General features: G+C 60.8%; 13 protein-coding genes. All 13 read right to left on the reverse strand.

Annotated elements, in window-relative coordinates; genetic code table 11:
• Positions 1–35 precede the first annotated feature (35 nt).
• Complete coding sequence (pckA, locus tag ABIZ35_RS05970; RefSeq protein ID WP_348218962.1) at positions 36–1,637, reverse strand: phosphoenolpyruvate carboxykinase (ATP); 1,602 nt, start codon at positions 1,635–1,637, stop codon at positions 36–38.
• Positions 1,638–1,665: 28 nt separating this feature from the next.
• Positions 1,666–2,445, reverse strand: a complete 780-nt coding sequence (locus ABIZ35_RS05975) for a SigB/SigF/SigG family RNA polymerase sigma factor (protein WP_348218963.1) — start codon at positions 2,443–2,445, stop codon at positions 1,666–1,668.
• A gap of 39 nt (positions 2,446–2,484) precedes the next feature.
• Positions 2,485–2,913 (reverse strand): ATP-binding protein, encoded by a 429-nt coding sequence (locus ABIZ35_RS05980; protein WP_348218964.1) that lies wholly within the window; start codon positions 2,911–2,913, stop codon positions 2,485–2,487.
• Complete coding sequence (locus ABIZ35_RS05985; protein ID WP_348218965.1) at positions 2,910–3,263, reverse strand: STAS domain-containing protein; 354 nt, start codon at positions 3,261–3,263, stop codon at positions 2,910–2,912. Before ABIZ35_RS05985 ends, ABIZ35_RS05980 begins: the two co-directional genes overlap by 4 nt.
• Before the next feature lie 86 nt (positions 3,264–3,349).
• Entirely contained in the window at positions 3,350–3,622 is a 273-nt protein-coding gene (locus ABIZ35_RS05990; protein ID WP_348218966.1) for a hypothetical protein, read from the reverse strand.
• A 253-nt stretch (positions 3,623–3,875) separates the two neighbouring features.
• Entirely contained in the window at positions 3,876–4,973 is a 1,098-nt protein-coding gene (mnmA, locus tag ABIZ35_RS05995) for a tRNA 2-thiouridine(34) synthase MnmA (RefSeq protein WP_348218967.1), read from the reverse strand.
• 44 nt (positions 4,974–5,017) lie between these two features.
• Entirely contained in the window at positions 5,018–6,439 is a 1,422-nt protein-coding gene (gene pepV, locus ABIZ35_RS06000) for a dipeptidase PepV (RefSeq protein WP_348218968.1), read from the reverse strand.
• Between the two features lie 97 nt (positions 6,440–6,536).
• Positions 6,537–7,835, reverse strand: a complete 1,299-nt coding sequence (locus ABIZ35_RS06005; RefSeq protein WP_348218974.1) for a replication-associated recombination protein A — start codon at positions 7,833–7,835, stop codon at positions 6,537–6,539.
• 747 nt (positions 7,836–8,582) lie between these two features.
• The gene (locus ABIZ35_RS06010; protein WP_348218969.1) at positions 8,583–10,235 is read right to left on the reverse strand and encodes a pyrrolo-quinoline quinone; all 1,653 of its coding nucleotides are present in this window, start codon (positions 10,233–10,235) and stop codon (positions 8,583–8,585) included.
• Positions 10,236–10,239: 4 nt separating this feature from the next.
• Positions 10,240–11,331 (reverse strand): hypothetical protein, encoded by a 1,092-nt coding sequence (locus tag ABIZ35_RS06015; RefSeq protein ID WP_348218970.1) that lies wholly within the window; start codon positions 11,329–11,331, stop codon positions 10,240–10,242.
• 11 nt (positions 11,332–11,342) lie between these two features.
• Positions 11,343–12,755, reverse strand: coding sequence for a hypothetical protein (locus tag ABIZ35_RS06020; RefSeq protein WP_348218971.1), 1,413 nt, complete (start codon positions 12,753–12,755; stop codon positions 11,343–11,345).
• On the reverse strand, positions 12,734–13,300 hold the full coding sequence (locus ABIZ35_RS06025; protein WP_348218972.1) for a redoxin family protein: 567 nt from the start codon (positions 13,298–13,300) through the stop codon (positions 12,734–12,736). The genes ABIZ35_RS06020 and ABIZ35_RS06025 overlap by 22 nt, the downstream gene beginning before the upstream one ends.
• A 261-nt stretch (positions 13,301–13,561) precedes the next feature.
• A partial coding sequence (locus ABIZ35_RS06030) for an RICIN domain-containing protein (protein WP_348218973.1) occupies positions 13,562–15,049 on the reverse strand: 1,488 nt, incomplete at its 5' end.

Here is a 15,049-nt window from a genome sequence, read left to right on the forward strand (position 1 = left end):
CAAACATCCACACGAATTGGGGCGGAGGGGCCATCCTAAATCTGTTCCTCGGGATGGGGATGGGGTCCCGCCCCCGCAATCTCCTCCGCCACGTCTCCAAACTTCTTGAAATTCTCCACGAAACGCATTGCCAATTTTTGCGCCGCCGCGTCGTACTCGGCGGCGCTGCTCCACGTCTGGCTCGGCTGTAATATCTCATCGGGCACGCCGTCGACGTGTGTTGGGATGGCGAGGCCGAAGATGGGGTCGGTGACCGTTGGAGCGTCGCGCAGGGCGCCAGAGAGGGCGGCGTGGATCATGGCGCGGGTGTAGGTGAGCTTCATGCGAGAGCCGACGCCGTAGGGGCCGCCGGTCCAGCCGGTGTTGATGAGGTAGCAGACGGCGTCGTGCGCGTCCAGGCGCTCACCGAGCATCTGCGCGTAGCGCGCGGGTGGGAGCGGCCAGAAGGGGGCGCCGAAGCAGGAGCTGAAGTTCGGCTCGGGTTCGGTGACTCCGCGCTCGGTCCCGGCGAGCTTGCTGGTGTAGCCGCTCATAAAGTGGTACATCGCCTGATCGCGGGTTAAACGCGAGATCGGAGGCAGCACCCCGAAGGCGTCGGCGGTGAGGAAGAAGATGGTGTCGGGGTGGCCGCCGACTCCGGGGATCACGGCGCTGGGGATGAATTCGACGGGATAGGCCACGCGCGTGTTTTCGGTGAGGGAGACATCGTCATAATCCGCCGTGCGAGTTTCGGGATCGAGGATGACGTTTTCCAGCACGGAGCCGAACTTGATCGCGTCCCAAATCTGCGGCTCGCCTTCAGCGCTCAGCCGGATGCACTTGGCGTAGCAGCCGCCTTCGAAGTTAAAGACGCCGCTGTCCGACCAGCCATGTTCGTCATCGCCGATCAGCTTGCGGTCGGGATCGGCGGAGAGAGTGGTCTTGCCGGTCCCGGAAAGGCCGAAGAACAGCGAAACATCGCCGTCTGGTCCGGTGTTGGCCGAACAGTGCATCGGGAAGACGTCCTGCTGCGGCAGTAAGAAGTTCAGGACGGTGAAGATGCTCTTCTTGATCTCGCCTGCGTACTCCGTGCCGGCAATTAGGCCGATGCGGCTCTCGAAGTTGAGCGTGATGACCGTTTCCGAACGCGTATGGTCCCGGGCTGGATCGGCATGGAAGCCAGGGAGATCGACCAGTAAGAACTCAGGCGTGAAGTTTTCTAAGTCGGCTGGGGTGGGGCGCAAGAACAGCTGGTGTGCGAAGAGCGAGTGCCAGGCGTATTGGGTCACCACGCGGATCGGCAGCCGATACTCAGGCGATGCGCCCGCGAAGCCGTCGAAGACAAAGAGGTCTTTGCCCTCCGTGAAGTCTTCCATTCGGGATCGGAGATTTTCGAAGTCATCGGGCGCGAGGGCCTGATTGACCTTGCCCCAATCCACGAGATCGTGTGTCGCGGTGTTGTCCACGATGAATTTGTCTTGCGGCGAGCGTCCGGTGTACTTGCCGGTCACGGCGCGCAGCGCGCCCTTGTCCGTGACCTGGGCTTCGCCGCGGCTGAGGGCCGCCTCAAACAAAAGCGGCGCGCTGAGCCGGCTATGCAGCCGGGCGGCGCGCCGCTCCAATGCGGCGAAAAAACGGACCGAAGGTTCCATGGGCATTGTGTGTCGATATCCTTTGTGGGACGTGTCAGCTGGACTCCGCCGCGTTCATAAAGCGCTTCAATTGCTGGAGGGCGCGGTTTTGCAGGCGAGAGACATGCATTTGAGAGATGTTCAATTGCTTGGCGACTTCGGCCTGGGACATGTCCTTGAAGAAGCGGTGCACGATGATCGCTCGTTCGCGCGGATCCAGGCACTCAATCGCCTTGTCCAGATCGCCATACTCTTCCAGGGCTTGCAGCGATTCGTCCTCGGCGCCCACGAACTCCGCCAGCGACAGCGGCGCGCTGTCCGAGTCGGACATCATCTTACTGTCGAGGGAGACGGTATCGTAGGCGTTCCCCAGTTCGATCGCTTCGAGGGTTTCTTCCTCGGTGGCGCCGATCCGTGCGGCCACTTCCTGGATCGTGGGCGGACGTCCAAGCTTGCTGCTCAGGTCTTCCTGGGCCTTCGCCGCGGCCTGGTTCAGCTCCTGAAGCCGGCGAGGAACCTTGAGGCTCCAGGCCTTGTCCCGGAAGTAGCGCCGGATCTCTCCGACGATCGTGGGCGTGGCGTAGGTCGAGAACTTCGTGCCCCGGTCCGCGTCGAAGCGGTCGATGGCGTTGATCAGCCCGATGGAGCCGACCTGAACGAGGTCTTCGAGCGGCTCGCCGCGGTTGACGAACTTACTGGCGAGATACCGCACCAGATTCTGGTGAAGGACGACGAGACGATCGCGCAGAACCGGATCGCGCGTACGGATATAACGCGCGAACAGCGTGTCGGTGTCGGCCTGGGTCCAGTCGCTGCTGGCCTTTTTGAGTGTCATAGTGTGGTTAGATCTATCGGCGGCGAAGGCGATACGGAATTACTCGGGAGCGAACTTCGTCAGGCGGACGCTGGTGCCGCTGGCGGTCGACGTGATTTTGACCTCGTCCACGAGGATCTCCATCAGCAGCGCGCCAAGGCCCTGCTGGTCCACACCGGCGGCCGCGAGGGCCTGTGCGTCCTCGTCGGGAATGACGGGCTCCGCGTCGGCGGGAACATCATCGCTGACTTCAATCACCAGAGCGACGGAGTCGATGGTGCTGACGATCTTGATCTGGGCGACGGTGCTGCCGGCGCGCTCGACGGCGTGGGTGCAGGCCTCGCCGACGGCGAGGCGGACATCTTCCACTTCATCATAGGAGAACGGCATCCGGCTGGCGATTCCCAGCACGGCAAGACGCGCAACACCGACATATTCCGGGCGGCAGGGGATGGTGAGTTCTACGGTGTCGCAAAGAGTTTGGGTCACAAAGTTACTCCTTCTTTGGCCGCCGCATCCTCTTCAGTCGCGTAGATATCGAAGATCTTGTCCAGGCCGGTGATCTCGAAGATGCGCAGGATGCGCAGCGCCGGTCCCACCAGGACGAGGTTGCCTTCGGCTTCACGAAGCCGCTTCAGGCCGCCGATCAGCACGCCAAGGCCGGTGCTGTCCAGGTATTCGACTTTCGACAAGTTAATAATCAGGTGCTTGACGCCGCCTTCGGCCAGCTTCACGATCTCCTGCTTCAGCTGGGGTGATGTGTAAACATCGATCTCGCCCTCGATCTCAAGGATCCGGGTGGTTTCATTCGGAGTTCGGCTATTAATCGTCAAGTTCAATGGAATGCTCCTTCTAGTCCCTGCCTGTCCGTCGTCTTACCGGATCTCCGCATGGGGTTATGCTGCTGTTATTGATAATAATTTCTTTAGGCCGCTGAGCTGCTTTGCTCCGCGCTGCTATCCGCGTCTTCAAGGATCTGGCGGCTTTTCTCCACCAATCCGGTCACACTCTCTGACAGTTCCTGAAGCACGTGCTGCGCCTTGGAGCGAAGTTCGTCGACAGTCTCCGTGATCTCGTCGTTCGTCCGTTTCGCATTGCGCCGGCCCAGAAGCAGTCCGACCACGACGCCAGTCAGAACGCCGACGCCAATTCCCGCGAGGATCATAATCCCCGCGCTGTTTTGTTCTTCGTTTGCCATAAAGTTACTTCAAAGTCCGCTGGATCGTCGCGCCGCCATATGACCTAACCCCGGCGCTTCGCGCCACCCCTCCGGGATGACCCACCCCCGGCCTTCGGCCGACCCCTCCCTTGAAGCAGGGAAGGGTTGGAAAGAGATTTGTCAGACGAAAGCCGCCTGCGAAATCCATTCCTAACTACTCTTCCCTGCTTCAAGGGAGGGGTGGCGCGAAGCGCCGGATGGGTCATATGGTCGGCCGAAGTCCGAGGATAGGTCACCTCAGTGTCCGTTGGATCGTGGCGCCGCCAATCACCGAATCGCTGTCCATCTCGTACATAACGAGCGACTGGCCCGGCGTGACCGCGCGCTGCGCTTGATCGAACTTCAGAACAAGCGAGCCATTCTCGCCAGGAGAAACAACGGCGGGGACAGCTTCCATGTTGTATCGGATCTTCGCCATCACGGGCAAAGGGCCGTCGATACCTGGGAGGCCGATCCAGTTGATGTCGTCCGCGATCAGGCCGTCTTCCAAAAGATCGTCATTGCCGCCGACCGTAATGGTGTTGGTTTGCGCGTCAATGCCCACCACGTAGAGCGGGATCGGGGAGCCGACGTTTACGCGCTTGCGCTGGCCGATCGTGTAGAAGGCGATGCCGTCGTGCGATCCGCGCCGCTTGCCGGTGGTGTCCACGATATCGCCCGGCTGCACCGTTTCCGGCGCGGCGTCGGCGAGGAAGTCCGTGTACGAGCCGCCCTGCACGAAGCAGATCTCCTGAGAGTCGGGCTTGTTGCTGACCAGCAGGCCCAGTTCTTCAGCGATGGCGCGCGTCTCCGCCTTGTTCGTCACGAGGCCGAGCGGCATCAGCGTGTGCTCCAGCTCCGCCTGCGTGAAGTGGTAAAGCGCGTAGGTCTGATCCTTGTCGTGGTCCAGCGCACGCCGCAGGGTCCAGCGGCGGCGGTCTTCGTTGAACTCGACGCGGGCATAGTGTCCAGTCGCCAGATACTCCGCGCCCAGGTCCTGCGCCTTGGAGAGCAGTGCGTCGAACTTAACATATCGGTTACAGTTGACGCACGGATTGGGGGTGCGCCCGTTCTTGTACTCCGAGATGAAGTTGTTAATCACCTTCTCGGCGAAGAACTCTTTAAAATTCAGAACATAGTGCGGGATGCCGAGCTTGGCGGCGACGCGGCGCGCGTCCTCCACCGCTCCCAGGCTGCAGCAGCCGGCGCCTTTGGTCTGCGTGGTGCTTTCCTGCCAGATCTGCATCGTGATGCCGAGGACGTTGTAGCCCTGGCGCAGCAGCAGGCCCGCAGCGACCGAGGAATCGACTCCGCCGCTCATCGCGACCACAACTGTTGGCTTCGTGCTCATAATTTCGCCTTGCGCCTCTGTGGCGCGGTCTTACTTGTGTCTCTTTACTGGCCGTTCGCCAGACGAACGATCGCCTTGGCGTAGATCTTGGCCGAGTTGATCAGATGCTCGACCGGCCAGCGCTCATCGGACTGGTGAATGCCGGTGGCGTAGCCCGGAAAACCCGGGCCGAACGCGACGCCCTTTTTCATGGCGCGCGCGTAGGTGCCGCCCCCCATGGTCAGCGGCGGACTCATGTCCCCCGTTTCGGCCTGGTAAACACCGATCAGCGTGGCGACCAGCGGGTCGTCCGTCGGAATGTAGATCGGCGCCTGGTTGTGGATTTCGTCCAGCGCGAAGCCGCTTTCGGCGAGCGTCGGCGCGATCTTCGTCTTGACGGTGTCCAGATCCCAGGTCACGGGATAGCGGAAGTTGAATGTCAGCGTCAGCTTGCCGTCCTGGAAGGTCACGACGCCCAGGTTGGATGTCAGTGGTCCCGCGACATCGTCCGCCCCCGCTACGCCCAGCGTTCCACCGGTGGTGTCGGCGCCCCACCGTTCTACTGTCTCTACGGCCTCGCGAACGGAAGCGTTCCACCCATCAATCGTCAGCAGCGCCTTTGCAAGCACGGCGACGGCGTTGCGGCCCTCTTCCGGGGTGCTTCCATGGGCTGAAATCCCGACCGCCTTGATGATGAGACGGTCGCCTTGATGATCGGCGTTCACATCAGACAGCGGCAGAAGCGTCGAGGCGGCATTCGCCAGATCCGTCTGGGAGCCTGTCACCACGGCCTCCGCCGAATCCGGAACCATATTCGAGCGCATGCCGCCGCTCAGGCTCTCCAGAATCAAACCGGACGACGGGCGCGAAAGTTCCTTGCTGACAATGAAATTGGCGATGCCCTTTTCGGCGTAAACAATGGGGAACGCGGCGTCGGGCGTGAAGCCCGTCGCGGGCATCTCTTCATGCTCGAAGTAATACTTGACGCAGCCAAAGCCGCTTTCTTCGTCCGCGCCTAAAATGACGCGCACCCGATGCGTCGCCGGCGCGCCGACCGCATGCGCCGCCAGGACGCCGAACAAACCGGCCATCGCGGGGCCTTTGTCGTCGGCCGCTCCGCGCGCGTAGATCACGCCGTTGTCCATCTCCGCAAGGAAGGGTGGGTGACGCCATCCGTCGCCCGCCGGCACCACATCCACGTGCGCCAGAACGCCAACAATGGGAGCATCCTCGGCCACGCCCGGCGCGCGCCATTCTGCGTGGCCCGCATAGCCTTCCAGATGCTTGATCGTCAGGCCCTGCGACTCGGCGTAGCCTAACGCAAAGTCAAGCGCCTTGCGTGTTTCGACGCCAAACGGAGCGCCTTCGGCGGGCTCGCCCTTGACACTGGGGATACGCAAAAGAGCGCGAGTGGTTTCGACAATTTCCTCAGTATGCGCATCGATCCATGCCGATAACTGCTCGTCAATCTTCTCGTATTGTGTCACGCTTGCTTCACTCCATCGGACGAAAATATACCCATCTTATTATCCATATAAACAAGCGAGGCGTCAATCAAGCGGGCGAGCTGGGGATGAGGGCGTCTTAGCCCTCCGCCTCCGTGTCCTCCACGGATTCCACCGTCCCCCGCAGCCGCGCCAGCCGTTCTTTGATCCGTACTTCATGGCCTCGGTCTGTCGGCTCATAGTAGGGCTGAGTTTGAATTCCCTCGGGCATATATCGCTGGTCGGCGTAGCCGTTTGGCTGGTCGTGCGGATAAACGTAGGGGATATCCTCCGGCTTTGGCCGTCCCGTGCCGCTTCGCGGGTCGCGGAGGTGCTTGGGAACGGCGCGCTGCTGGGTCGCTTCTAAGTCCGCCATGGCGCGATTGAGGCCCACATAGGCGGCGTTGGACTTGGGGGCCGATGCTAGGTAGGTGACAGCCTGGGCAAGATTGATGCGGGCTTCGGGAAGGCCGACATACTCCACGGCGTGGGCGGCGGCGTTCGCCACTACCAAGGCCATGGGGTCGGCGTTGCCGATATCCTCGGACGCCAGCACGACAAGGCGGCGTGCGATGAAGCGGGCGTCCTCGCCGGCCTTCAGCATCTTCGCGAGATAGTGCAGGGCGGCGTCGGGATCGGTGCCGCGCAGGGATTTGATGAAGGCGGAGATGGTGTCGTAGTGGTTGTCGCCGCCCTTGTCATAGGCGAGGGCGCGCTGCTGTAGGGCGTCCTCAGCCACGGCGCGGGTGATGCGGCGCACGGCATCCGCCTTGCGCGACTCGGGGCGGGTGGTGACAGCCGCCAGTTCTAGTGCGTTGAGCGCCGTGCGCGCGTCGCCCTGCGCGCGGTCAATAATGTGCTCGCGGGCGTCCGGCTCCAGAACAAGGCGCAGGTCGCCGAGGCCGACAGTCGTATCGGAGACGGCGCGGTCGATCAGTCCGCCGATCTGCTCGTTCGACAGCGACTGAAAGGTGAACACGCGCGCGCGGGAGAGCAAAGGCGCATTGACTTCGAAGTAGGGGTTTTCGGTCGTCGCGCCGATCAGCACCACGGTGCCGTTTTCTACATGCGGCAGCAAGGCGTCCTGCTGGGATTTATTGAAGCGATGGATTTCGTCGATAAACAGCACGGTCTTGGTGCCGTATAATTTGCGGCGCATTGCGGCGGCTTCGATTACTTTGCGCAGATCGGGAATGCCCTGAGTGACGGCCGAAAAGTTCTCGAAATTCGCCTTGGTGGTGTTCGCGATCACACCCGCCAGCGTGCTCTTGCCGACGCCAGGCGGGCCATAAAAAAGCACCGACGTCAGGGCGTCGTTTTCGATCGCGCGGCGCAGCAAAGAGTTCTCGCCAATGATGTGGTCTTGGCCTACAAATTCTTCGAGCGTACGCGGCCGCATACGCGCCGCGAGCGGCGTATTGGGGGCCGTCGGCGCCGAAGCCGCGCTTTTGCCAATATCGGGTCCGTCGTCAAACAGGTCCATGGGGCAATTGTACCCGCAATACGGATGTTCGGATTAAAACGATGGTGATGTGTAGTGGAGCGGTATAATTGAAAACGAAAGAGCAGCCCGGCAAGGCTGCTCTTTCTAACGTCGCATAAAGGAGGTGATTCCAATGCGTCGTACAAATCGACGATCCCGTTACGCCGGGATTGCGATCCTGATCGTCGCGATTGCTAAGGCAATCGCGATCATCATCGTTGCCCTGCATCGCTAGGCAACGGGAGCGAAGCGGGTGGCAGTTCACAGCTGCTGCCCGTTTTGCTTTTTACGGCTAGGCTCCATGGCAACTTACGAAGTCCGAGGACTGATCGTAGGGCGCCAATTTAATTCTACCACAAAATTGGGGGATCGTATCGTCAATGAATAAAGAAGGTCCCCGCGAGAGCCGTGCGCCAAGCAGGTTTTTGAACCCGTCGTTTAACGGGCTGGGTTTCGCCGGCGGGCTTACGCGATTCCCGGATCGCCAGGACGAGCAAAGCTGATCCTGGCCGAGACAGCGGGCTGCCACTTGTCCACGCCTATAGCGTCACCCATAGAGTGTGCGCGTCGGCTCAAAACCAAATGCCGACGTCACGCGAACCGCAGGGATTGCACTATTGTAGCACGGATGACCGATGGCGGCAAGTCCTGAAATCCTCTGCGCTACTTCGCGGCGGCGGGCAGGAGGCCGTATACCACCAGGGCATTCGAGAATGTGGCGGCGTAGACTTTGCCGTTCGCCACGGTGGGCGGATTGTACTTTGCGAGGTTTCCAATCGCATCCCGCTCGGCGTTCTGGCTGCTGTTCCAGAGCTCCTTGCTCAGGTCATTTGCATCGAATGCTCTTAAGATACCAGTGACGGTATCATGCTGCGCATCGGCTTCGTACGGCGTGGACGCCCAAACGATCGCCGTGCCGGCGGCGCCGCCGTTCGCGGAAATCGACAGGAACCCGCCGGGCATGCCGGAGTTGATCTGCGGCGCGAGCATCGTGCTTTTGGAAGACGCCGTCGTATTGAACGTGTCGCCATTAAAAGAGAACGCGCGCAGGTAATCGTTCTCGCCCCAGACGTAAAGATGGGCGCCGCTAGCTCCCGAATAATAGATAGGCGTCCCATGAACATGATGGCTGCCGGATTGTGACGTGTTGATGGCCTGCCATTCCTGAACGACATCATCGCCGCCGGCATTGTATTTTCCCATCTTATTGGTATTGAGAAGGTACAGAATGCCTTCCTTGCCTCCGCTGATAACAAGCTTTTTCCCGGGGATGGCGAGGACGCCGGCCGCGCCCAGATCTGTGTCGCCGGCATTCAGGGCGTCGGCGTTGGAGGGCATGAAATAATCCAGCGGGAGCAGCTTGGGGCTGAGTTTTACGAACGCCTCTCCGTAGCTGGCCCCGCCGCTTCGGATGGTGCTTGCGCCGTTTCCGGTAAGGCAGTAGAGGTTTCCATCGGAGCCCACGGTCATTCCCTCCCCCGCCATCCACAAGCCGGCCTCATCGCCATCGGGACTGGTGTTGAACACGCTGACTTGGGCAAGGCTGCTTGCATCGTAGCCGATCACCCAGCCATGGTAGGGATTGGTGTCGGCAAAGGATGCGGACGCTACATACACCACGCCGGCGGCGAGCGTGAGCGCCGGGCGCAGGTTCTGAAGTGTTGGGTTGAATGTGAGGACGCCTCCGACATTTCCATCGCCCGTGCCGGGAATGGTAGCGCCGATTTCTATGGGACCGCTGAACTTCTCCGAGCCCGTCGTGATATCGAGCGCGTGCAGCTTCCAGTGATAGGGGCCGGGCGCGCCGTCCTGTGTGTAGGCGGCGACATAAATCGTCTTAGTCTTCGGATCGATGACCGGAGTCGGCAGAATGCCGATTTCGCCTCGGATATCGCGAAGCGGGCCATAGCGCGTGTCGAATCCGGAAGGCCGTGGGGTTCCGAGGTTGACATGCCAGAGCGGCTCCGAGGCGGCGGGGTCATCGGCGTCGAACGCGTAGACGCTGTCGTGCATTGTGGCGACATAGACGACATTGTGCTTTCCGTGGTCGGGAATGGAGACCTTAGGAACGTAAAGGGGCTGTGCGTAGATCTGGCCGTCGACGCTGCGTGTGAAGATCTTGCCGAACGTATTCACGTTGACATTCTTCGTGCTGAGGATTTTCTCACCGGAATTCGTTCCCGTGCGCAGGTTGTCGTTGTGGTGCGTCAGCACTGAAACCTGGCTCCAGACCGGCGCGGCGGCGCCCAGCAGCATGGAAGAGACGGCGGCGGTGATCCAAAAGTGAATCGAGGCGGCGATGCGTTGAGGCGACATAAAGCTATCCTTTGATTTTGCCGCCCAGAGGGAGGGGGCGATTGACGGTGGGCGTCAGCAGCAGGGCATGGTTCGGTTCCCCCTTGCTGCTCGCAATACAGACGATTTGGCCGGCGTTATTAATGGCGCAGCCTTCGGAAAGAGTCCATCCGGAGTCCTGTGGAATGAGGTCGTTCAGGTCATCCATGCGGCCGTTGCGCCAGAGGAATGCGTGACGTCCGTGGGCGGAGACGTTGGAGCTTCCCACGACTTCGTCCCGATCGTTCAGGCTGTTCGCCATCGAGGGATCGTACCGAAGAACGCCCAGGTCCGTCATCCGTCCCTGGCGATACAGAAACGCATGGATGCCGTCTTCGGCCTCGGAATAGCCGGCGGCGTCGCCGCGCGCATTGATCGCGAGCGCGCTGCCGGAACCGCCGCCGGGAAGCGTCCCCAGATCTTGGATTTTGCCGTGACGCCAAATCACCGGATGGTTGATATGGAGTGGCGTGTCCGCCACTCCCGCTGCGTCGCCCGCCGCGTTGACGGCGTAGGCGGCGCTGAAACGGCCGCCGGGCAGGACGCCCAGATCCTTGAGCGTAGCGCCATCGGCCACAAATGCGTGGCGTGTGTGCGCATCGACATTCGAGACGCCGACGATTCGCCCTGCGTTATTGACGCCCAGTGCGCGGCTGTCCCGGCCTCCCAGCGTTCCCAGAATACGCATTCCCCGTGCGTCACGGACAAACGCTCGGGTGGCGGCCATGCTATCGACCGGGTTGTCGCCGGCGGAGGTCCAGCCGACGACCACATGATGTTCATTCAGCGCAAACGCGATGCTGTTAGGATATCCGGAGACCTGCCCCAGATCCTTCAAACGTCCTTGCCGCCAATACGCCGCATGGGCATGCGATCCCGCCATGACGGTCAGCGCGACATCTCCCGAATTGCTGAGGCCGATCGCCGCTCCCTCCGTGACATCCGCCAGGCGTCCTAAATCCGTGATGTGATAGGAAGGCGCGGCGAGGGTGGGGGTGAGGAGTGACGTTACTCCCAGAAGAGGCGTCGCAAGAGCAAAGAGCAGTCTTCGATGGTGATAGATTTGAGATATGTGCATAACTTGTAAACCTATCCGTGTCCGGTTGCGCCGGAGGATTGGACGGTGTATGTCGCGCCCTTCGCGGCCAGCGCCTGAGAAAGGGCGGGGATGTCGCGCGGCTGAAGGGCGGTGATTTGAAACTCGACGCCGGCATATTCGTCGGTGCATCCAGTCGCCGCTCCAGAGACCATCGGCGTGTCCTCGGCGTTTCTGGGATTGTGCGCCGAATTGTCATAGTCAATCGTCACTGTGATGCGCGTTCCGGCGGGCAGATCCATCGGCGCGCGATATCGCAGCGGCTCCGCCCAGTCGAGATTGAAGTTGGGAATCCAGAGCAGCGGTTGGGCGGCGCCGTTTGGTAATGTGGCGTCAGCACGGATTGCGCGGCACATCAACTCGGCGTGCGGACTGATGGCGTAGAGGCGAGCCGCGACCGGCAGCGTGAACGCATCGGTGACGGTAGCAATCTCATTGGGGCGCAAATTGATCCAGGCGTTCCCCAGGGCGAGCATGGCGGGGGGCGGCAGCGGGGCGTCGGAAAAGTATAGTGCGATTTCGGAGCGCTCGTTTTCCTGCCGCCCGTTTGGCTGAAAACGCAATTGCAAGACGAGATCATCCCCTGGCGCCAATCGCATCGCACTGCCTTTTGGGAACTGAACGGGTGGGCTGCCCACAGCCCATTCTCCCAGCCGTCGCCGACCAGGCCCGGCGCTGCCGGGAAAATCAGTCCAGCCCACGGCGCCGCTCTGCTGCTGCTGAAGACGCGCCTTCCGAGTGCTGTCGGCAAAGAGGGAGGCGTGACGGACGACGCCGGGAGCGCTCGCCCGGTAATCCACGGCTTTCAGAGCTCGATCTCGAATGAGGAACCGAGGAAACAGAAAGCTGCGGCATTGCTCCACATCTCCGGCATTAAGTGTGAATGGCTGCGTCATGCGCACGACCAGATCCGGACGGCCGAGCGGCCATGTTTTTTGGGGCCGCGCCGGGGTTCGCTGAGAGATATGCGGACCTTCCGGGGCGCCTGCTTTTACCCAGTTCGCAATCATACGGATTTGACCGTCGCTCAAGCGGCGGACGCCGGCGAAGTCTCCATGTCCTGGCTTGGGAAGCCATGGCGGCATATAACGAGTTCGCGTGAGTTCCGCAATCTGGGGCGCTCGTTTTTTGACGTCATCGTAGGTGAGCAGTGAAAACGGGGCCGCTGTCCCGGGCTGATGACAGGAAGCGCAGGCGTGCAGCACGATCGGTGCGATATCGCGTGCGTAGACGGGCGAAGCGCTGCTCGCCGGCTTCGCCGCCCGGGATGAACGAGCCGCCGAATAGACCGGCGCTCTTTGCGCGCTAAGATTTACGAACACAGCCGTCAGAACGACCGTCGCCGCCAGAGAGCAGAGCCGCTTTCGGGAAAGCTTGATGGGTTTCATGGCGTGGAAATGGCGCATCCAATGGGAGCTTTCCAGGGTTTCGCCACTGGTCGCCCATCTTGGATGGCGGTCAGCGCATCTCGCAGTTCATGGACATTGGCCATGTGCGTGACGCCCCATCCCAGCATACGATTGTCGATTCGCCCTCGGTAGAGCACTTTACGCTCTGGCGATAGTACTACTGCTTCGGGAGCGATAGCGGCGCCGGTAAATTTGACAAGCTGCCGGCGCGGATCGAGCAGGGCCGGACAGGAGAATTGGCGTTCGGCTGCATGCTTCTGCGCCAGGGCGGGCGACAGGCCGTTTTCGGCATAAACGATATGGAATGCAATGTCCGCTGTTTTGTAGTCCTGGCAGATCTGATTGATCTCGGGGGCATAGGTATTGCAGATGGGGCAGTCGTGAATGATGAAAAAATAGACAGACGCTTTGTGAGCGGCGCCGTCAAATGCCGGTGTCGCGCGCCCATTGAGGTCTTGCAGTAATATCGCCGGCTTTGACAGCGACGACTCCGCCGCAGATACGCGCGACTGAGGCGCGAAGACAGGGAGAAGCTGCCCCATGAGGAGCGCAGAATAAAAAATTGCGGATCGCTTGATCGTACGTGTCCTCGCAGACTTCCTGTTTTCGAGAATATACCATCGCCCGAACCGCAGGTTTACTATATTGTAGCACCGATTACGGATGGCGGCAAGCAGAGCTTGAATAGGGCATGGGGCAAAGTTAAGCATTTGTCATTGCTCGATCTTCCATTTCCCGGTAAGCAGGTCTAAGGAATTCTCTCCTGCCGCTTATTTTCAAGGCGGCAGGAGAGAAGAGTTCGTTTACTGAACGAGTTGGAATGTCCAGTGCCGGTCGCCGCCATTGTTGTTCGTGCTTTGCACGATCGGCGCAGTCTGGTTCAGTGATGCTCCGGAAACGTCGAGGAGAAGGCTGCTGTTCCGGTTGATAATATTATATGCGCCGTCGCTGGCTTGGGTTATACTCCATTGCTGGTTGTTTCCGCCGGTCCATGCATACTGCTGTACAATAGCTCCGGCGGCGGTGCTCTGCCCCTTCACATCGATTGCAAGACCACTATTGGCGTTCGTAAACTTCCAGTAGCCGCCGGTCAGCGCTGTGGCGAGCCATACCTGGTTTGCGCCGCCGTTGCTGGGATATTGCTCCAGCGGAGCGGTGGTCGTTGGGAATCCCGGCGTCTCGAGTACCATGCCACTCAATTTGTTGACGAAACGGTAGGTGTGCCCGCTCTGGATGGGACCGGAGCCTACGGGCAGGACGCCATATACCGCAAGGACGTTCGAGAAAGTGGCCGCGTAGACCTTTCCGTTCGCCACCGTCGGAGGCGTATACTTAGCGAGGTTGCCGAGCGCGTCCCGCGCGGAGTTCTGATTGCTGTTCCAGAGTTCCTTGCTCAAATCGTTCGCGTCGAATGCTCTGAGGATTCCTGTCACCGTATTATGCTGAGCATCCCCGTCGTATGGAGCCGCCGCCCAGACAATTCCCGTGCCCGCCGTTGTTCCTTTCGCCGAGATCGACAAGAATCCGCCGGGCATGCCGGAGTTGATCTGCGGCGCCAGCATCGTACTCTTGGAAGTCGCGGTGGTATTGAACGTGCCGCCATTAAAAGAGAACGCACGCAGGTAATCGTTCTCGCCCCACACGTAGATATGTGCGCCGCCCGATCCCGAATAGTAAATAGGGTTTCCATGTACATGGTGGCTTCCGGATTTCGATGTGTTGATGGCCTGCCATTCCTGAACAACGTTGTCGCCGCCGGCGTTGAAATGCCCCATATTGTTGGTATTGATAAGATACAGGATGCCTTGCTTTCCGCCGCTGATGATGAGGTTGCTTCCCGGGATTCCCAGGACGCCGGCCGCGCCCAAATCCGTGTCGCCGGCGTTGAGCGCGTCCGCGTTGGAAGGCATGAAATAATCCAGCGGCGTTAGCGCATGGCTGAGTTTGACGAACGCCTCTCCATAACTGGCTCCGCCGCTCTTGACTGTATCCGCGCCGTTTCCGGTGAGGCAGTAGAGGTTGCCAGCAGGGTCCACCGTCATTCCCTCGCCGGCCATCCACAATCCCGCCTCGTCTCCGTCGGGACTGGTATTGAAGACGCTGACGCGCGCCAGGTTGGAGGCGCTGTAGCCGATGACCCAGCCATGATAGGGATTCGTGTCCGCGAAGGACGCGGACGCTACGTACACCACTCCACCCGACAGAGTCAGCGCCGGGCGCAGGTTTTGCAGCGTTGGGTTGAACGTGACGACTCCTCCGACGCTGCCGTCTCCCGTACCAGGAACGCTGGC

It is taken from the genome of Capsulimonas sp. (assembly GCF_039929585.1).
GTDB lineage: Bacteria > Armatimonadota > Armatimonadia > Armatimonadales > Capsulimonadaceae > Capsulimonas.